The 18,614-nt window shown below is 72.2% G+C and carries 14 protein-coding genes and 1 pseudogene; 4 read left to right on the top strand and 11 right to left on the bottom strand.

Annotation, left to right across the window (positions count from 1 at the left end; genetic code table 11):
* Positions 1–73 precede the first annotated feature (73 nt).
* The 10 genes and pseudogenes from AAG742_RS02775 to rsmI form a co-directional block, all read right to left on the bottom strand.
* Positions 74–1,918, bottom strand: a complete 1,845-nt coding sequence (locus AAG742_RS02775; protein ID WP_298714145.1) for an ABC-F family ATP-binding cassette domain-containing protein — start codon at positions 1,916–1,918, stop codon at positions 74–76.
* 74 nt (positions 1,919–1,992) lie between these two features.
* Complete coding sequence (locus AAG742_RS02770; RefSeq protein ID WP_298714144.1) at positions 1,993–2,946, bottom strand: 4-(cytidine 5'-diphospho)-2-C-methyl-D-erythritol kinase; 954 nt, start codon at positions 2,944–2,946, stop codon at positions 1,993–1,995.
* Positions 2,943–3,860 (bottom strand): 16S rRNA (adenine(1518)-N(6)/adenine(1519)-N(6))-dimethyltransferase RsmA, encoded by a 918-nt coding sequence (rsmA, locus tag AAG742_RS02765; RefSeq protein WP_298714140.1) that lies wholly within the window; start codon positions 3,858–3,860, stop codon positions 2,943–2,945. The genes AAG742_RS02770 and rsmA overlap by 4 nt, the downstream gene beginning before the upstream one ends.
* A gap of 52 nt (positions 3,861–3,912) precedes the next feature.
* Complete coding sequence (locus AAG742_RS02760) at positions 3,913–5,733, bottom strand: ABC transporter ATP-binding protein (protein WP_298714137.1); 1,821 nt, start codon at positions 5,731–5,733, stop codon at positions 3,913–3,915.
* Positions 5,734–5,752: 19 nt separating this feature from the next.
* Positions 5,753–6,769 carry a TatD family hydrolase gene (locus tag AAG742_RS02755; RefSeq protein ID WP_343282262.1) on the bottom strand — a complete coding sequence of 339 codons (1,017 nt, stop codon included), beginning with the start codon at positions 6,767–6,769 and terminating at the stop codon, positions 5,753–5,755.
* A gap of 37 nt (positions 6,770–6,806) precedes the next feature.
* The gene (locus AAG742_RS02750) at positions 6,807–7,664 is read right to left on the bottom strand and encodes a glycosyltransferase (RefSeq protein ID WP_343282261.1); all 858 of its coding nucleotides are present in this window, start codon (positions 7,662–7,664) and stop codon (positions 6,807–6,809) included.
* A 95-nt stretch (positions 7,665–7,759) separates the two neighbouring features.
* Positions 7,760–9,283, bottom strand: coding sequence for an NAD-dependent succinate-semialdehyde dehydrogenase (locus tag AAG742_RS02745; RefSeq protein WP_343282260.1), 1,524 nt, complete (start codon positions 9,281–9,283; stop codon positions 7,760–7,762).
* A 182-nt stretch (positions 9,284–9,465) separates the two neighbouring features.
* A pseudogene (locus AAG742_RS02740) lies at positions 9,466–9,594 on the bottom strand (16S rRNA (cytidine(1402)-2'-O)-methyltransferase); the annotation flags it as partial.
* Between the two features lie 233 nt (positions 9,595–9,827).
* The gene (locus AAG742_RS02735) at positions 9,828–10,574 is read right to left on the bottom strand and encodes a hypothetical protein (RefSeq protein ID WP_298985655.1); all 747 of its coding nucleotides are present in this window, start codon (positions 10,572–10,574) and stop codon (positions 9,828–9,830) included.
* A 134-nt stretch (positions 10,575–10,708) separates the two neighbouring features.
* Positions 10,709–11,599 (bottom strand): 16S rRNA (cytidine(1402)-2'-O)-methyltransferase, encoded by an 891-nt coding sequence (rsmI, locus tag AAG742_RS02730; RefSeq protein ID WP_298985653.1) that lies wholly within the window; start codon positions 11,597–11,599, stop codon positions 10,709–10,711.
* A 58-nt stretch (positions 11,600–11,657) separates the two neighbouring features.
* On the opposite strand from rsmI, the gene AAG742_RS02725 reads away from it, so the two are divergent.
* The 4 genes from AAG742_RS02725 to AAG742_RS02710 all read left to right on the top strand — a co-directional run bounded on the left by AAG742_RS02725 (position 11,658) and on the right by AAG742_RS02710 (position 17,312).
* Positions 11,658–12,530: a hypothetical protein gene (locus AAG742_RS02725; protein ID WP_343282259.1), complete on the top strand. Its 873-nt coding sequence runs from the start codon at positions 11,658–11,660 to the stop codon at positions 12,528–12,530.
* A 56-nt stretch (positions 12,531–12,586) separates the two neighbouring features.
* The gene (locus AAG742_RS02720) at positions 12,587–14,221 is read left to right on the top strand and encodes a phospholipid carrier-dependent glycosyltransferase (RefSeq protein ID WP_343282258.1); all 1,635 of its coding nucleotides are present in this window, start codon (positions 12,587–12,589) and stop codon (positions 14,219–14,221) included.
* 80 nt (positions 14,222–14,301) lie between these two features.
* Positions 14,302–16,137 carry a long-chain fatty acid--CoA ligase gene (locus tag AAG742_RS02715; protein WP_343282257.1) on the top strand — a complete coding sequence of 612 codons (1,836 nt, stop codon included), beginning with the start codon at positions 14,302–14,304 and terminating at the stop codon, positions 16,135–16,137.
* Between the two features lie 86 nt (positions 16,138–16,223).
* Complete coding sequence (locus AAG742_RS02710) at positions 16,224–17,312, top strand: alkene reductase (protein ID WP_298714115.1); 1,089 nt, start codon at positions 16,224–16,226, stop codon at positions 17,310–17,312.
* Positions 17,313–17,397: 85 nt separating this feature from the next.
* Here the strand turns inward: AAG742_RS02710 and AAG742_RS02705 are convergent, their stop codons facing one another.
* The gene (locus AAG742_RS02705) at positions 17,398–18,600 is read right to left on the bottom strand and encodes a TIGR01906 family membrane protein (RefSeq protein WP_298714112.1); all 1,203 of its coding nucleotides are present in this window, start codon (positions 18,598–18,600) and stop codon (positions 17,398–17,400) included.
* Positions 18,601–18,614: the final 14 nt, after the last annotated feature.

Genomic DNA, 18,614 nt, shown 5'->3' with positions numbered 1-18,614 from the left:
TGAAGAATCATAGACGGAGCGTTCCCCTCCGCACAGCGGATCCTGTGCTGCAGTGGTGCAGCACCCGCCCGGATCAGCCCTCGAGTTCTGCGGCGGCCAGCCACTCCTCCTCGAGGACCTCGAGCTGAGCGTCCACGTCGCGCACCTCGGCGGAGACGGCCGACAGCCCGTCGAACTCCTGGGCCTGGCCGAGTTCGGCCATGCGGGCGTCCAGCCGGGCGCGCTTCTCGCGCAGCCGGTCCATCTGCCGCTCGATCCTGGCCATGTCCTTGCGCGCCTGGCGGCGCTCCGCCTCGGAGCCGCCGGAGGCGGCAGCCGACCTCGGGTTTCCCATCCCTGCGCACGTGCCGACGGCGTTGTTCCGCCCCCGCGACGGCGCACCGGAGCCCGCCGGGGCCGCGGCGCCGTCCTCCATGGCGGCGCGCAGCTCGAGGTACTGCTCCACGCCGCCGGGCAGGCCGCGCACCTTCCCGTCCCCCAGCAGGGCGATCTGGTGGTCGGTGACGCGCTCGAGGAGGTAGCGGTCGTGCGAGACGACGACGAGCGTGCCCGGCCAGCCGTCCAGGACGTCCTCCACGGCGGCCAGGGTGTCCGTGTCCAGGTCGTTGGTGGGCTCGTCCAGCATGAGGACGTTGGGCTCCCCCACGAGCAGGCGCAGCAGCTGCAGACGGCGCCGCTCGCCGCCGGAGAGCTCGTCCACGCGGGTCCACTGACGGGTGGGACCGAACCCGAGCTGCTCCAGCAGCTGCCCCGCGGAGACGTCCTTGCCGCCCACCTGGAATGTGGTTCCCTCGCGTGCCATCACCTCGGCCACGCGCAGGTGGGAGACCTCGTCCAGCTCCTTCACGTCCTGCGTGAGAGTGGCGGTGACCACGGTCTTGCCGCGCTTGATCTTCCCGGAGTCCGGGGCCAGCCTGCCGTCGAGGAGGCGCAGGAGCGTGGACTTGCCCGCGCCGTTGACGCCCACGATCCCGAGGCGCTCGCCGGGGGCGAGGCGCAGGGTGACGTCCGCGAGGATCCGCTTGTCCCCCAGGGTCAGGCTCACGTCCTCGAGGTCCAGCACGTCCTTGCCCAGGCGTGCCGTGGCGGTCTTGGCGAGGGAGACGGAGTCCCGCGGCTCCGGCACGTCCGCGATGATCGCGTTGGCGGCCTCGATGCGGAACTTGGGCTTGGCGGTGCGGGCCGGGGCACCACGGCGCAGCCAGGCCAGCTCCTTCTTCATGAGCTGCTGGCGCTTCTGCTCCACCACGGCGCTCTGGCGGGCGCGCTCCGCGCGCGCGAGCACCCAGGCCGCGTAGCCGCCGTCGAAGGGGTCCACGGTGGCGTCGTGGACCTCCCACGTGCGCGTGCACACGGCGTCGAGGAACCAGCGGTCGTGGGTCACGATCACGAGGCCGCCGTCGGTGGGCCGCCAGCGGGAGTTCAGGTGCTGGGCAAGCCAGGCCACGCCCTCCACGTCGAGGTGGTTGGTGGGCTCGTCGAGGAAGACCACGTCGTCGTCGCCCGCGAGGAGCCGGGCGAGCGCGACGCGGCGGCGCTGCCCGCCGGAGAGGCCCTCGACCCTCTGCTCGAGGTCCAGGCCCGTGAGGAGGCCGCCGAGGACGTCCCGGATCGTGGGGTCCGAGGCCCACACGTGGTCGTCCACGTCCCCGACGACGGCGTGGCGCACCGTGTCCTCCGGGTCCAGGCGGTCCTGCTGGTCCAGCACGCCCACGCGCACCCCTCCACGCCGGGTGACGCGCCCGGAGTCCGGCGTCTGCAGGCCGGCGAGGATGCGCAGGAGGGTGGACTTGCCGTCGCCGTTGCGGCCCACCAGGCCGATGCGGTCGCCCTCGTCCACCCCCAGGGAGAGCCCCTCGAGGATGGTGCGGGTGCCGAAGGCGATGCCGATGTTCTCGGCGCCGAGCAGGTGGGCCATGGGGTGGAGGTCCTTCCGGAAGGAGGCGGGGAGAGGCGGGTGCGGGGGGGGCGAGAGCAGAGGCGCGCGGAGCGTCAGAGCACGTGGGACCCGGGGACGGGGCCGCGCACGGGCAGGGCGTCCACGCCGGTGCGCTCCTGGATGGCCGTGGCCAGGCGCAGGGCGTCCTGCTCCGTGTGCGTCACGAAGAGCAGGGTGGGCCCGGAGCCGGAGACCATGCCGCCCAGGGCCCCCTCGTCCAGGCCCAGGTCGAGCATGTCCGAGAGGTCCGGGAACAGGGCGACCGCCGGGGTCTGGAGGTCGTTGTCCATCGCGGTGGCGAGGGCGAGCGGGTCCGCGGCGGTGAGCGCGCGCAGCACGTCCTGGTTGACCTCCGGTGCCCCGGCGGCATCCGTCAGGACGCCGTCTCGGCGCAGCTCGTCCAGGGTGCGGAACACCACGGGAGTGGAGAGTCCGGCGTCGGCCGGCACGAGCACGAGGTGCACGGGGCGGCGCGCTGCCACGGGGGTGAGGTCCGCTCCGGTGCCCAGCCCGACGGCGGCGCCGCCCATGACGGCGAACGGCACGTCCGCGCCGAGGGGGGCCGCGATCTCGGCGAGCTGGCTGCGGGTCAGACCCGTCTCCCACAGGGCGGCGCACGCGAGGAGTGCGGCGGCCGCGTCCGCGGAGCCGCCGCCCATGCCTCCGGCCACGGGCACCTGCTTGGCGACCTCGAGGTCCACGCCGTGGGTGTCCGGCTCCAGGCCGAGGGTCTCCCGGAGGTGGACGGCCGCCCGATGGGCGAGGTTGCGCTCGTCCCACGGCACGTCCGCGGTGTCCACGAGGCTCACCTGGCGCTGCGACGGGGCGACCGTGATCCGGGCGTCCGGGCGGACGATGGCTGTGACGGTCTCCCGCAGGCTGACGGCGAGGTACACGGTGGCCACCGGGTGGTAGCCGTCCAGGCCGGGCGGGCCGACCCGCAGGGACAGGTTGACCTTGCCGGGGGCGGTGGCCGTGACGTGGCGGGCGGTGGGGTCCTGGCTCACGGGCGGGCCTCCCCTGCCGCAGGGCGGTGCCGCGCGATGCGCGCGAAGGCGGCGATGTCCAGCTGCTCGCCCCGCGCGCGGGGGTCCACGCCGGCGGCGCGGAGCGCCTCCTCCGCGAGCGCCGGCGTGCCGGCCCAGCTCGCGAGGGCGGCCCGCAGGGTCTTGCGGCGCTGGGAGAACGCGGCGTCCACCGCGGCGAACACGTCCTGGCGGTCGACGTCCGAGACCGGGGGCTCGCGGCGTGTGAAGGCGACGAGGCCGGAGTGGATGCGCGGGGCGGGCCAGAACACCTGCGTGCCGATCACGCCGGCCTTGCGGACGTCCGCGTACCAGGCGGCCTTGGCGGAGGGGACGCCGTAGACCCGGGAGCCGGGCGGGGCGGCGAGGCGGTCCGCGACCTCGTCCTGCACCATCACGAGTCCGTGACGCAGCCCTGGCAGGACCGCGAGCGCGTGCAGCAGCACGGGCACGGCGACGTTGTACGGGAGGTTGGCCACGAGGGCCGTGGGGCCCGTGCCGGCGGCCGCGGGCCGGACCGCGTCCAGCTCGTGCGGGGAGAGGGTCATGGCGTCCGCGTGCAGCACCGCGAGGGCGTCCGCCGCCTCCGGCCGGTAGTCGGCCACCGTGCGGGGCAGCCGCGCGGCGGTCACCGGGTCGATCTCCACCGCGGTGACCGCGGACGCGGCGTCCAGCAGGCCCAGCGTGAGGGAGCCGAGACCGGGCCCGATCTCCAGCACGTGCTCCTCCGGGCCGACTCCGGCCGCCTGCACGATGCGCCGGATGGTGTTGGGATCGATCACGAAGTTCTGGCCCCACTGCTTGGTGGGGCGCAGGTCCAGCTCCGCGGCGATGCGCCGCACGTCCGCTGCGCTGAGGAGCGGGGCCGGCGCGGGCGCCTCGGGGTGCTGGGTCATGCGTGGGAGTCTATCGGCGGAGCGGGACGCGAGAGGGGCGGGCGCCTCCGGCTCACGTGGACAGGTCGCCGAGCTCGACGAGCTCGCGGAACTCCGGGCTGGTCTCCTGGAGTCCCTGGAAGGTCCCCTGGCCGGCGATGCGGCCCTGGTCCATGAGGACGATCTGATCGCAGTGCTTCACGGTGGAGAGCCGGTGGGCCACCACCAGCACGGTGATCCTCCCGCTGAGAGCCTGGATCACGTCCGTCACGCGGCGCTCCGTGAGGTTGTCGAGCGCCGACGTCGCCTCGTCCAGCACGAGGAGCCGCGGGCGCCGGTACAGCGCGCGGGCGATGCCGAGGCGCTGGCGCTGGCCGCCGGAGACGCCGACGGCGCCCTCGCCGATGACGGTGTCCAGGCCGTCGGGCAAGGCGTCCAGCCACTCGCCGAGCTGGGCGTCGCGGAGGACGCGCTCCACCTCGGAGCGGTCCACGGTCTCGGCGGCCTCGGTGTCCAGCAGGACGTTGTGCAGCACGGTGCCGTTGACCACGGTGACGGACTGCGGGACGAACCCCACGTTGTCCCACCAGCCGCGCGGGTTCGCATCGAGCTTCTGCCCGTCCACGTACACGCCGCCGGCCTGCGCGTGGTGGAAGCCGATCAGCAGGTCGATGAGAGTGGTCTTGCCGGCGCCGCTACCGCCCACGAAGGCGTAGGAGGAGCCGAACGGGATGGTGAGGTCGATGTCCTTCAGGACCGGCTCGTCCTTGCCGGGGTAGGTGAAACTCGCGTCCCGTACCTCCAAGGAGCGCCTGAAGTCGAGACGGTCATACGGTCGGCGCGCCGCGTCCAGCACCGGCTGTGCGTCCTTGAGCTCGGCGACCGTGCGCTCGAAGGCAGGCCAGGACGTCCTGATCTCATTGCTCGTGGCCATGATGGAGGCCATGGAGGGGAGAACCCGGAAGCCGGCCATCGCCAGCAGGGCCAGGGATCCGAAGGCCTGGTCACCGCGGCCACTGGCGAAGGAGATCGCCACCAGGGCCGCGATGGCCGCGACGAAGGCCACCTCGAGGACGTAGCGCGGCATCATCGTGAGGATCATCTTGAGGCGGATGGCTGCGGCGTTCTCCGTCCGCGCGTCGCGGTACGCGTTGAGGAACGCCGAGTCGTTGCCCCGGATCTTCACGTCCTTGTAGTTCTCGAGGCCCTGGAGCGCCGCCGTGTTCGAGGCCTCCCCCGTCACCACCAGAGTCCAGCCGAGCCGCGAGGCAGGGCGTCGGATGAAGTACTTCAAGACGAGGGCCACCACCATGAAGTAGACGGCCATGCCGAGTGCGGTCATGGGCATGGCGACGCCCACCACGATCGCCACCGCGACCAGTGTCACCACGTCCGTGAGGAGTGTGACCCCACCGTTGATGACCCCGGTGTAGGCCATGCCCGATGTGGAGGTCACGTTGCTGACCAGGGTGCCGACCGTGCGGGTGAGGTGGAGCCCGTAGTCCGCCCGCAGGTAGTAGGCGAGGAGCTTCGACGACGTCTCGATCAGGTTCCGGTTGGTGAATCCCATGGTCCACCAGCGGAAGGCGAGGACGAGCACGGCCTTGGTGAAGAAGGCCGCGACGATGATCCCCGAGAGAGCCAGCGCCTGCTCCCCGACCGTGTCCACGCCCCACGCGGTGAACACGTCGACGAGGACGGGGGTGGAGAGCCGACCGGCCGTCAGGAGGTCGACGAGCGGGAGGACCGACGCGAGAGCCGCCATCTCCAGGAGCGCGACGACGATGGAGCCCAGGACGACGAACACCAGGCGGATGCGCATGCCCCGGTCCACCAGGTATTGCGTCCCGTCCGGGAGTCGCCTCTTCAGGAATCGGGTCAGCACGCGATCCATCGTAGGCGGAGTATCTGGATCAGCACTCGCCGTAGACCCGAGTGGTGTTGGCCATCACGGCCCGCCCCAGGTCAGCCACGTCCTCGCCCCGCGTTTCCGCCATGCCCCGCAGGGTCAGTGGGATCAGGTAGGGCGCGTTGGGTCGACCGCGGTGCGGGTGCGGGGTGAGGAAGGGGGCGTCGGTCTCCACCAGGACCAGCTCTGCAGGGGCGAGGCGCAGGGCGTCGCGCAGCGCGTCGTTGGCTTTGAACGTGACGGGCCCGGCGAAGCTCATGTGCCACCCGTGCTCGATGCACGTCCGCGCCAGTTCGGGTCCCCCGGAGAAGCAGTGGAACACGACGTGGGGCGGCAGGCCGCCGTCGGCCTCCTCCTCGAGCAGGATCCGGACGACGTCGTCGTGCGCGTCCCGGTCGTGGATCTGCAGCGCCTTGCCGAGGGCGCGGGCCAGGCGGATGTGCCAGCGGAAGGCCTCGTGCTGAGCTGCCTGGCCCGCTTCGTCCTGCGTGCGGAAGTAGTCGAGTCCCGTCTCCCCCACCGCGCGCACCCGGGGGTGCCGTGCGAGCTCTTCGATCACCGCGAGCGCCGCGTCCAGGTCGCCGCGCTCGGCGTGCCGGGCGGCGTCGTTCGGGTGGATGGCCACGGCACCCAGCAGCCGCGGCTCGGCCTCGATCGCCTCCACCGTGAAGCGGGCCGACTCGACGTCGCACCCCACCTGCACAGCACCGACCACACCGACAGCCTCCGCGGCGTCCATGGCCTGATGCACGTCCACGCGGACCAGGCCGTCCCGGAAGTCCAGATGCGTGTGGTTGTCCACCACGGCCACCGGCAACGGCTCCGGGGCGGGCGGGTACTCGAGACGGCGCCGGCGTCCCGACTTCTCCTCCCGCGCGTCGCGGCGGGGTCCGGTCCCTGCGTCGTCCGCTGCCACGGAGTCCGAGATCGAGGGCGGCCGATAGGCCACCGGAACGCCGGCCTCGTGATCCGCGTTGTCGGAGTGCGGGGCAGTCGATCGGGGGGCATGCGGGTCGGTCATGCCCACCACTGTAGGTTCACGGCCGTGACGGCACGGCTCAGAGGTCGGACGTCAACGAGCCGACCGGCGCCGGCCGCGGACGCACCGGGGCCCCCGCCGCGGCGCGTTCGCTCCACTTGCGGCGCAGCAGTGAGAAGTCTCCCTCGACGTCGTTCCGATGCTCCGTGAAGAAGCGGTTCCACGGGGTACGGGAGTGGTACGCGGGGAACGGCGCCGTGACGAACACGAGCGTGCCGCTGGCCCGAAAGAAGAAGTCCCGGTGGTCGACCATGCGGAGGTCCTCGTCCCACCCCACCTTCCGGAGGGACGCCGTGCGCGCCAGGTACACCTGCGGGGCCTTGGCCACCACGGGCAGCCCGCCGATCAGCGTTCCCGGGGCGATCGTGGCGGGCGCCGCACCGTGGAAGAGGGGTGAGTCCCCCATGCCCACCTGGTACCAGCGGGGCAGCTCCACGAGGCTCGCCGCGACGGCGTCCACCTCCGGGTGCTCCTGCAGGTACTGCAGGGCCTGATCCCACCCCGTGGCCCGGGTGAAGACGATGTCGTCGTCCGTCACGAGCGTGAACTCCGTGTCCACCGCGGCCAGGGCGGCGTTGCGCCCCACGGCGACTCCCGAGTTGAACGGCAGCCCGATCACCGTCACACCCGGGTCCTCGGTGGCGAACGGACGGCGGGAGTCGTCGGCCACCACGATCCGCCCGGAGAAGATCCGCCGGGTGCTGCGCACGAAGCGGGCCATGACGGCCGGCCGCTCGAACGTCTTGACGCAGACGGTGACGTCGGAGGCGAGGTCGGCGGTGTCCCGGCCCCGGCAGCGCCAGGCGTCGAGGGCGGTCACGGCCGGCACCGCCGCGGCGAGCGCGGCACGGCGGGCGAGGTTCCTCACGGCTTCCACCCTCGGAGGATAGCCCGGCGGCCGTGAACGGCACGGCGGCCCGCCGCCCCGTGCATTCCGGGGGCGGCGGGCCGCGTCATGCGCTCGGCGAGAGGTCAGTCGGCGTTGACCGCGCCGTCCTGCGGGGCGGCCGGGGCCGGCGCGTCCGCGTAGGGGTCGGCGATGCCGATGTACTGCACCGTGGTGTACTCCTCGATGCCCTCGGCGCCGCCCTCGCGGCCGAGGCCGGACTGCTTCATGCCGCCGAACGGGGCCGCCGGGTTGGAGATGACGCCCACGTTGTAGCCCATGAGGCCGAACTCGATCTGTTCGGCCACGCGGTACATGCGGGTGTAGTCGCGGGTGAACAGGTAGGAGGCCAGGCCGTACTCGGTGTCGTTGGCCATCTCGATGGCCTCCTGCTCCGTGGAGAAGGTGACGATCGGGGCCACGGGGCCGAAGATCTCCTGCTTCAGGATCGGGTTGCCCTTCTGGACCTTCAGCGCGGTGGGCGCGTAGAAGTAGCCGTCCCCCTCGATCTTCTGCCCGCCGGTGAGCACCTCTGCACCGGCCTCGACGGCCTCGCTGACGAGCGCGTGGATGTCCTCGCGGGCGTCCTCGGAGATGATCGGGCCGAGCGTGGACTCCGGATCGGTGCCGCGCAGGGGCTTGAGGGCTTCCAGCTTGGCGACGAAGCGCTTCGAGAACTCCTCGGCCACGGACTCGTGCACGAGGAAGCGGTTGGCGGCGGTGCAGGCCTCGCCCATGTTGCGCATCTTGGCGGCGAAGGCGCCCTCGACGGCGGCGTCGACGTCCGCGTCCTCGAAGACGATGAGCGGGGCGTTGCCGCCGAGCTCCATGGAGGTGCGCAGCACGTTGTCCGCGGCGTCCTTCATGAGGCGCACGCCCACCGGGGTGGAGCCGGTGAAGGACACCTTGCGCAGGCGCGGGTCCTGCATGATCGGGCCGGAGATGGCCGAAGCGGAGGAGCCGGAGACCACGTTGAGGACGCCCTTGGGCAGGCCGGCCTCCATCATCACCTGGGCGAAGAGCTGGGTGGTGAGCGGGGTCAGCTTGGCGGCCTTGAGCACCATGGTGCAGCCGGCGGCGACGGCGGGGCCGACCTTGCGCGTCGCCATGGCCAGCGGGAAGTTCCAGGGGGTGATGAGCAGGCACGGGCCGACCGGCTTGTGGTGCACCTGCATCTTCAGGGTGCCCTCCGGCATGGTGAGGGTGCGCCCGTAGTGGCGGACGGCCTCCTCGGAGAACCAGCGGAGGAACCCGTTGCCGTAGACGACCTCACCGCGGGCCTCGGCCAGCGGCTTGCCCATCTCGAGGGTCATGAGCAGCGCGAAGTCCTCGGCGCGCTCGTTGATCATGTCGTAGGCGCGGCGGAGGATGTCCGCGCGCTCGCGGGCCGGGGTGCGGGCCCAGTCGGCCTGCGCGGCGCACGCGGCGTCGAAGGCGGCCATGGCGTCGTCCGAGTTGGCATCCTGCAGCTCGGCGATCACCTTGCCGGTGGCGGGGTCCTTCACCTCGAAGGTCTTGCCGGAGGAGGCGTCACGCCACTCGCCGTCGATCAGCAGGCCGGTGGGGACGGACTCCAGCAGCGCCTTCTCGCGCTCAGCGGTAACGGTCATGATGCACCTCTTTCGGGGTCGGTGGTCGGAGGCGGCACGCCCCGCGTCCTCGAGGGGAACTGGCGGGCGGCCACGGGTATTCCGACGCCGTCCGGCGGCGGTCGGCAGCGGCTCCACGGCTGATCCTAGCCAGGCCCCGGGGCCGTGCCTCCGCGCGTGAGCGTCTGTGTAGCCGGGACGTGTCAGCCCCGGGCCGCGAGCACCGCCTGGTAGAGCTCCCGGCTCCGCATCCCGTGGGCCCCGGCCACCGCGGCCACCGCCTCCTTGAGCCGGGTGCCGGACTCCACCAGCACCGCCACCTCGGCGTTGGCGTGAACACGCTCAGGATCTGGTGCAACCAGTACGGGCCACCAGGGCGCTCCGCGATCCCCATCGAGGTCGCGATCCTGGACTGGGTCACCGTGTGGAACACCCGACGACTCCATCGAGCCCTCGGCTCGTGGCGGCTCCAGCAGGTGGGAGCAACGCCCATGAATGCAGCGAGGGGTGGCTGCAGAAGGCTGCAGCCACCCCTCGCTGACACATGGGTTGAGAGAGACTCGAGTCAGTTCGTCGTCGTGGGGCCGATAATCTCGAGGCGATCGGCAGACCAGGTGACGTTCGACGCGGCCCCCGTGTCGAACGCGACACGCTGCGTGCCGATATACGCAGTGAGGTGGACCTGGTTGACCATGGACGCCACGTCCTTGGCCCAGAAGTAGGGATTGAATGACGGCTGTGCGAAGTAATAGCAGCCGGTAATAGGTGCTGAATACGTCAGGGTGATGGAGGACCCGTCCGAGGCCAGCTTGGTGACTTCCCAGTATGCGGGGTTAGTGCCGGTCGTGAAGCGGTCTCCGACCTTCAACGTGTAGAAGGTCTTGCTGTCGCCCACGCTGCCGTTCGTGTAGGTGTTGTAGACGGTGCCGGCCTGCTGAGCGTTCAGGACCTTGCGGAAGTCGACGATGCCCGCAGGAGCCGTGTAGACGATCGAGATCGTCTTGTTCTGGACGGATTGGCAGGCCGTGGCATCGGGGATACCCACACCCGGTGTGGCATTCAGATAGAGCGCAGTCGTACCGTTTTGTTCCTGGACGTACTTCGTCATGAGCGGGTTCGCGTACAGAGTTGCGCCGGCAACCACGCCATCGTTCGATACAGCAAAGGCCGGGGCTGCGGCGGTGGCAGCGATCGCAGGGACAGACCAGGTGACACCCTTGGTTACTTGCCGACGTGATATCACTCGAGTTTCGTTGACCATGCCAATGCCTTTCGTGGCGCTTCTGAGGACCTGGGGCACCTCCACAGGCATGAGGCACTTTGACATAGTAGCGGTCCTGCCGCAACCGACGAGTCGTGGAAGCTGTGATCATTCACGCTTGAGAGGCCCATTGTGAATCGACTGTTCACGCGGTAAGCGCTGCTGGCTGTGCAGCCGGGGACGTGTCAGCCCCGGGCCGCGAGCACCGCCTGATAGAGCTCCCGGCTCCGCATCCCGTGGGCTCCGGCCACCGCGGCCACGGCCTCCTTGAGGCGTGTGCCGGACTCCACCAGCACCGCCACCTCGGCGACGGCGTCCGCCTCGGACGACTCCCCCTCGGCGCCGGGCGCGGGCGGCCCGACCACCAGCACGATCTCCCCGCGGATCCCCTCCCCTGCGTGCCGCTCCGCAGCCCAGGCATGGACCTCGGCCGCGGTGCCGCGCACCACCTCCTCGTGCAGCTTGGTGAGCTCGCGGGCCACGCACACCGGCCGCTCCGCACCGAGGACCTCCACGACGACGGCCAGCGCGTCCGCCAGACGCTGCGGTGACTCGAAGGCGACCACGGTGCGCGCCTCGGTGAGCAGGGAGGTGAGCCATCGCCGTCGTTCCCCGTCCTTGCGGGGGACGAAGCCGTCGAAGGCGAAGCGGTCCGTGGGCATGCCGGACAGGGCAAGCGCCGTGGTGACCGCACTCGGCCCGGGCGCGCACGTCACGGGGATCCCCTCGGCGACCGCGGCGGCGACCAGCCGGTAGCCCGGGTCGGACACCGTGGGCATGCCGGCATCGGACACCATGACCACGGTCGCGCCGGCACGCACCTGCTCCAGCAGCCCCCGCGCGGAGGCCTCCTCGTTGTGCTCGTGGTGCGCCATGAGGCGGCCGACGGGGGTCACGCCGAGTCCCTGGCACAGCCGCCGGGCCGTGCGCGTGTCCTCGGCGGCGATGACGTCGGCCTCGGCGAGCAGGTCCCGCAGGCGCTGGGAGGCGTCGCCGAGGTTGCCGATGGGGGTGGCGGCGAGGACGAGGCGGCCGGCGGAGGAGCCCGCCGCGGAGCCAGGGGGAAGGGGTGCCATGTGTCAAGATCGTAGGGGCATCTCCCCGCCCCATTCAGCCGCCGGAAGGCCCCGGACCATGAATGACCTCCCGCGCATCTGCCTGACCTCCGGCGGCGATGAGATCCGCCTGCGCTCCTACGTCAACCACGCGATCTACGCCCGCGAACACGGCATGGACTTCCGACTGGAGACGGGCATCGACCCGGAGATCCGCTCGAAGTTCGACTACAAGGTCTCCATCCTGCGCCGCCTGCTGCCGATGTACGACTGGCTCGTCTGGCTTGACGACGACGCCTTCGTCACGGACTTCGCGGCCACAAACATCCAGGACCTCATCGCAGACGCGGAGCGGGACGGGATCAGCCTGGTGATCGCCGAGGGCCCTCTCGAGCCCAATGGGTTCTGGTCCCGCATCAACACGGGCGTCATGCTCATCCGCAACGACGAGGTCGGGCGGGCGATCGTGGAGGAGACGGCCACGGCGGACCTCACCGAGGTGCGGGCCTGGTGGGATGACAACCGCGACGGGCTCTTCACGAACGGAGACCAGGACCAGATGTGGTGGGTCATCTGCACCCGCGGTCACGAGCACTCCGTCCGCATCGTCGGGCACCGGGAGCTCAACTCGCGAGGCCATTACTACGAGACGTCCCTGGCCGATTCGTTCGTCATGCACTTCACGGGATACCCGGACAAGGAGCTGGGCATCGCCCGGTTCGCCGAGCGCTGGGGCGTGGGTCAGGAACTGGTGCCGGAGGCGTTGCTGGACAAGTACCACGTGAGGGTCCGCAGCCCGTTCGGCGGCTGGCAGCGGACGTGGCGGGAGAGGAAGGGCGACGCCGTCGGCGCGGTGAAGTACCGCCTTCGTCCGCACAAGGAGCAGATCCCGCGGGCGGCGTCCCATCTGCCAGCCCCGGTGCGCAAGCCCCTCCCCATCGTCTTGACCTGAGTCGAGGCGTCAGCCTCGGCCCCCGCCCCGCCGCACCGCCCCCGTAGCATGGGCGCGTGCCCGCCTCCGCCCTCGCCTCGCGCCCGTCGTCCGGCCCTGCCGTCCCTCGGGGGGCGCATGCCGCCCGTCGCGCGCCGTTCTCCGCGCCCGCCCTCCGCGAGCGCCTGGGCGTCCCCGACGCGGCGCTGACCCGCTGGCACTGGATCGTGCCGCTGCTGGTCACGGCGCTGGCCGCCGTCGTCCGCTTCACCAACCTGGGCTTCCCGGACCAGCTGATCTTCGACGAGACCTACTACCCCAAGGACGCCTACTCCCTCCTGGAGTCCGGCTACGAGCGCCGCTGGGAGGAGGACGTGAACGACGCCTTCGCCCGCGGCGAGGCCGAGCCGCTCCCCGACCCCGCCTACGTGGTCCACCCGCCGCTGGGCAAGTGGCTGATCGGCCTGGGCATGCTGGCCTTCGGCGCGGACAACGGCGTGGGATGGCGGTTCAGCGCGGCGGTGGCGGGCACGCTCTCCGTGCTGATCACCACGCTGATCGCCCAGCACCTGTTCCGCTCCGTCTCCCTCGGCGCGGTGGCCGGCCTGCTGCTGGCTACGGAGGGCCACCACATCGTGATGTCCCGCATCGGCCTGCTGGACATGTTCCTCTCCTTCTTCGTGATCGCCGCCTTCGCGGCACTCCTGGCGGACCGCGTGCACGGGCGGCGGCAGCTGGCCGCGCGCATCGCCCGCGACGTCGAGCGCGGCCACCCCGACCCCCTCGCCACCGGCCCGTGGCTGGGCTGGCGGCCCTGGCGCCTGCTGGCAGGGCTGCTGCTGGGCGCGGGCTGCGCCGTGAAGCTCTCCGGGCTGGCCTTCATGGCCGTGTTCGGCCTGCTCACGGTGCTGTGGGACATGGAGGCCCGCCGGACCGCAGGCATCCGCCAGTGGATCAGCGCGGCCGTGCGCCGGGACGGATTCCTGGCGTTCGCGGCCGTCGTGGGCGGCGGCGCGCTGACGTACCTGGCCTCGTGGACCGGCTGGTTCGTGACCGACGGCGGCTACCACCGGCACTGGGCGGAGGAGAACCCGGCGCAGGGGCCGGCGGCGCTGGTGCCCGGACCGCTGCGCTCGCTGGTGCACTACCACCTCGAGTCCACGGCGTTCCACGAGAGCCTGACGAGCCCCCACGACTACGGCGCCAGCCCGTACACATGGCCCTTCATGGGGCGCCCCGTCAGCTACTACTACGAGGGCGGCAAGCCCGGGGAGGGCGGCTGTCCCGCGAGCGCCGCCGCGGACTGCGCGGCGGCCATCACGGACATCGCCAACCCGTTCGTGTGGTGGACCGGCCTGGCGGCCGTGTTCGTCTGCCTGGCCGTGCTCGTCCGGTACCGCGACTGGCGTGCCGGCGCCCTCCTGGGCGCCTACGTGGCCGGGCAGATCGTGTGGTTCCTGTGGCCCGAGCGCACCATGTTCTTCTTCTACTCGATCGCCTACGAGCCCTTCCTCATCCTGATGATCGTGCTCGTCCTCTCCCTGCTGCTGCGCCCCGGCCATCGGCCCGGCCCGCGCTGGGGCGGGGCGATCGTCGCCGCGTACGTGGCGCTCGCCGTCGCCGTGTCCCTGTTCTTCCTGCCCGTGTGGATCGGCGAGACCATCCCCTACCCGCAGTGGCGCTGGCGCATGTGGATGAGCAGCTGGATCTGAGCGACCCCGGCCTGGCATAGCCTGCCCTGCCGTGGGTACATGGAACTGACGGCGACCACCGGTATGGCTACCCTCGGGGGGTGACCACTTCCAGCCCGCTCACCGAGTCCGCCACCGACCTCGTGGCGATGCCTCCCGCGGACAGCAACCTCACCGACCTCATCCTCGCCTCGTGCTCCGAGGACCCGACGGCGCCCGTCTACGCCCTGCGCAACGGCGCCGGCGGCTGGACGGACGTCCGCTTCGGCGCCTTTCTGGACCGCGTCCGGGCCGTCGCGCGGGGACTGATCGCCCGCGGCGTGGCCCCCGGCGACCGGGTCGCGATCTTCGCCCCCACGAGCTACGAGTGGGCTGTCCTCGACCAGGCGGTGTGGTTCGCCGGCGCGGTCTCCGTGCCGATCTACGAGACCTCCTCCGAGAGCCAGGTCCGCCACATCCTCGCCGACTCCGGGACCCGCGTCCTGGCCCACGCCGATGACACGCTCGGCGACCTCGCCCGCGCCGCGGCGACGTCGGCCGACGTCGAGCTGGACCTGTTCCCCCTGTCCGAGGCGGGCCTGGCCGCCCTCGAGGAGGACGGCGCCGCCGTCGCCCCCGAGGACCTCGAGGCCGCCCGCGCGCGCCCGTCCCTCGCCGACCCCGCCTCGATCGTCTACACCTCCGGCACCACGGGCTCGCCCAAGGGCGCGATCATCACCCATGGGAACTTCGCGGCGGCCGCGATCAACGTGCTGCACTTCGCGCGCGACGTCGTCCAGTGGGGGCCGGGCCTCCACTCCCGAACCCTGATGTTCCTGCCGCTCGCCCACGTGCTGGCCCACGCCGTGCAGGTCATCTGCCTCTACGCGCGGATCCAGGTGGCGCACGCCCCCTCCCCCGCCACGCTCATGCAGGACCTGCCCTCCTACCGCCCGACCTGGCTGCTCGCCGTGCCGCGCGTGTTCGAGAAGCTCGAGGCCGGCGTCGCGGCCAATGCCGAGCGCGCCGGGACCGGACGGATCTACGCCGCCGCGAAGAAGACGGCCATCGCGTTCTCCGAGGCCGAGGAGGCCCGCGCGTACGACGGCGGCCCCGGCCCCTCCCGCGCGCTGCGCGCCCGCCACGCCCTCTTCGACCGCCTGGTCTACCGCAAGATCCGTCAGGCGCTGGGCGGCGAGGTCGTCTCCTGCGTCTCCGGCGCCTCCGCGCTCTCCTCCGAGCTGGTGCACTTCTTCCGTGGCGTCGGCGTGCCGATCGTGGAGGGCTACGGCCTCACCGAGACGACGGCGCCCGTCACCGTGAACATCCCCGCCGCCATGCGCGTGGGCACCGTGGGCCTCCCCGTGCCCGGCGTGACCGTGCGCATCGCCGAGGACGGGGAGATCCTGCTCTCCGGCCCGGTGGTGTTCGGCGGCTACCACGAGCAGCCCGAGGCCAGCGCCGCGGTCATGGAGGACGGCTTCTTCCGCACCGGCGACCTCGGCTCCCTCGACGAGCACGGCTTCCTGCGGATCACCGGCCGCAAGAAGGACATCATCGTCACCGCGGGCGGCAAGAACGTCTACCCGGCGCCCATGGAGGAGAAGCTGCGCGAGCACCGGCTCGTGGGGCACGTCGTGGTGGTCGGCGACGACCGCCCCTTCGTCGGCGCCCTCCTGACGCTGGACCCGGACGAGCTCAAGCGCTGGAGCATGGACCGCGAGCTCGACCTCACCCTGGAGGAGGCCGCGACGCACCCCGCCGTCCTGGCGGCGATCCAGGAGCAGGTGGACGCCGTCAACGCGGGCGTCTCCCGCGCCGAGTCCATCCGCCGCTTCCTCATCCTGGACCACGAGCTGACCGAGGCCTCCGGCCACATGACGCAGTCCCAGAAGCTCAAGCGCTCCCAGGTGCTCGCCGACTACGCCGCGGACATCGAGGCGCTCTACCGCCGATGAGACGCGGCGCGGCCGTGCCTCCGGAATAACCTCCGGCGGCGGCCGGTTGGCGCGGAGGACCATCTCCCCGAGCGATCGGAACCACCGTGCCCTCCCTGTTCGACCCCCTGGACGTCGGCGCCCTGCGCCTGGACAACCGCATCGTCATGGCCCCCCTGACCCGCCAGAGGGCGGGCGAGGACGGCGTCCCCACCGAGCTGCACGCCGAGCACTACGCCCAGCGCGCCACTGCCGGACTGCTCGTCACCGAGGGCGCCTTCCCCTCCTTCCGCAGCCGGGCGTTCCCCGGCCAGACCGGCCTCGCCGACGACGCCCAGACCGAGGGGTGGCGTGCCGTGGCGCAGGCCGTCCATGAGGCCGGCGGACACGTGTTCGTCCAGGTCATGCACGGCGGGCGCATGTGCCATCCGGACCTGCTGCGCGGCGCGGAGCCGGAGGCCCCCAGCGCCATCGCCCCCGGGGTGCCGGTGCGCGGGTTCAGCGGCAAGACGGAGGGGCCGGTGCCCCGCGCCCTGGACACGGACGAGCTGCCCCGCGTGGTGGCCGAGTTCGTCGACGCCGCCCGCCGGGCCGTCGAGGCCGGGCTGGACGGCGTGGAGGTGCACGGCGCCAACGGGTACCTGCTCCACGAGTTCCTGGCACCCTCCAGCAACACCCGCGAGGACGCCTACGGCGGCTCCCCGGAGAACCGGGCGCGCCTCACCGTGGAGGTGGTGCGCGCCGTCGCCCAGGCCATCGGCGCCGAGCGCACCGCCCTGCGCATCTCCCCCGAGCACAACGTGCAGGGCACCATCGAGGAGGACCGCGCGGACGTCCTGGCCACCTACGACGCTCTCCTGGCCGGCCTCGCCGACCTGGACCTGGCCTACCTCTCCGTCCTCCACCAGGACGTGGCCGGTGACCTCGCGGCGCACCTGCGCGAGTCCTTCTCCGGACCCCTGGTGCTCAACAGCGGCTTCGGCGCGGTCACGGGCCTGGAGGAGGCCCGCCGGATCGGGGAGGACGGCATGGCCGACGCGGTGGCCGTGGGCCGCGAGCTGATCGCCAACCCGGACCTGGCGCGCCGCTGGCGCGAGGGGCTGCCCCTCAACGAGCCGGACCCGACGACGTTCTACACGGGCGGGGCGCACGGCTACACGGACTACCCGTTCGTGGACGGGTCCCCGTCCTCCTGAGACCCGCACACCCGCCGGACGCACCGCGCCCCGCCTCCCATCACAGGGGGGCGGGGCGCGTTCGTGCGGGGGCCTCAGCGGCCCGTCACCGCAGCTGCGCGTCCTCCTCGCGGGCCCAGCGCAGGCGCGTGGACTCGAAGGCACTGCGCTGGTCCGCGGTGCGCTCGCGACGGCGGCGCGTCGGCCAGGTGAAGACGAGCGTGAGCAGGGCGGTCAGCAGGCTGATGAGGCCCACCGCGACGGCGGCGTCGATCCAGAACTGGCTCGGGTACAGGCGGATCAGCGCGTCCTGCACGGAGAACGTCCAGGTGCCGTCCGCGAAGAACAGCGAGTGGAAGCCCGCGAAGAACGAGGACCAGCCGATGACGGCCAGGACGGCCAGCACGATGAGGGCCACGAGGAACCAGGCGGCCGCCGCGAAGAGGGCGCGGCGCACCCCGCCCGGGTTGTTCCGCAGCAGGTGCACGATCAGCAGGATGCACAGCACGGTCAGGACCACGAGGGCCACAGTGGCCCACAGCATCACGGTCTTCACGTCCGCCATGTGGGCGATCTCCGGCTCCGTGAACAGCCGCGCCCCCTCGTGCGTCAGGCTCGAGAGGTAGCGCGTGCCCGCCAGGTTGCCCAGGTAGTCCAGGCCCGCGGATCCGTAGTGCATGCGGTCGTCCATGGTGAAGCCGAAGCGGTCCGCCGGGAAGCCGGGCCGGTGGTACTCGAGCCACAGGAACGCCGGGCTCGCCACAAGCTTCACGGCGGTCAGCAGCAGCCAGAGCGGCGCCAGGATGGCCAGCAGCGTCTGCGCGACGCGCGGGCCGCCCTTGGGCAGCCGCGCCCGCTCCTCGGGGCTCGGCCCCTCGGCCACGGCGCCCGCCGGGCGGCCGCCCGCCGCCGGCGCGCCCGCAGCGCCCGGCCACGCCTGGGCGGCCGCGGCGGGGGCCACGGCCTCCATGGGCGCGGTGCGGCGCGCCGGCTCCTCGACGTGCAGGGGCGTGGTGCTGGCCACCGGCCGCGAGGCCACGATGTCCTCGGCCGGGGCCGCCGCCGAGGACCCCGCTGCCCCGGACGGGGCGTCGGCGCCGCGCAGGCGGGCCAGCTCGTCCGGGTCCAGGGCGGTGGTGTGCTGGTCGCCTCCGTCCGCGCCCGTGCGCGGCAGCGCCTGGGTGCGGTCGGTCTGCGGCTCATCCTCCGCGAAGGCGCCGTAGTCCAGGCCGGACTCGAACTCTCCGGAGTCGGCACTGCCGGACCCGGAGCGCTCCTCGCGCCCGCGGCCCGCCGGGAATGAACTCATGGGTGTCTCCTTGA

It is taken from the genome of Micrococcus sp. 2A, from assembly GCF_039519235.1.
Lineage (GTDB): Bacteria > Actinomycetota > Actinomycetes > Actinomycetales > Micrococcaceae > Micrococcus.
Note: the sequence above shows the minus strand (reverse complement) of the source record. Positions and strands in the feature narration are given on the sequence as shown.

Coding starts and splice junctions, on each gene's coding strand:
- AAG742_RS02735 (WP_298985655.1), bottom strand. CDS start 10,574: ATGCCTGTGGAGGTGCCCCAGGTCCTCAGAAGCGCCACGAAAGGCATT.
- AAG742_RS02725 (WP_343282259.1), top strand. CDS start 11,658: ATGAATGACCTCCCGCGCATCTGCCTGACCTCCGGCGGCGATGAGATC.
- rsmI (WP_298985653.1), bottom strand. CDS start 11,599: ATGGCACCCCTTCCCCCTGGCTCCGCGGCGGGCTCCTCCGCCGGCCGC.
- AAG742_RS02745 (WP_343282260.1), bottom strand. CDS start 9,283: ATGACCGTTACCGCTGAGCGCGAGAAGGCGCTGCTGGAGTCCGTCCCC.
- rsmA (WP_298714140.1), bottom strand. CDS start 3,860: ATGACCCAGCACCCCGAGGCGCCCGCGCCGGCCCCGCTCCTCAGCGCA.
- AAG742_RS02755 (WP_343282262.1), bottom strand. CDS start 6,769: ATGACCGACCCGCATGCCCCCCGATCGACTGCCCCGCACTCCGACAAC.
- AAG742_RS02705 (WP_298714112.1), bottom strand. CDS start 18,600: ATGAGTTCATTCCCGGCGGGCCGCGGGCGCGAGGAGCGCTCCGGGTCC.
- AAG742_RS02775 (WP_298714145.1), bottom strand. CDS start 1,918: ATGGCCCACCTGCTCGGCGCCGAGAACATCGGCATCGCCTTCGGCACC.
- AAG742_RS02760 (WP_298714137.1), bottom strand. CDS start 5,733: ATGGATCGCGTGCTGACCCGATTCCTGAAGAGGCGACTCCCGGACGGG.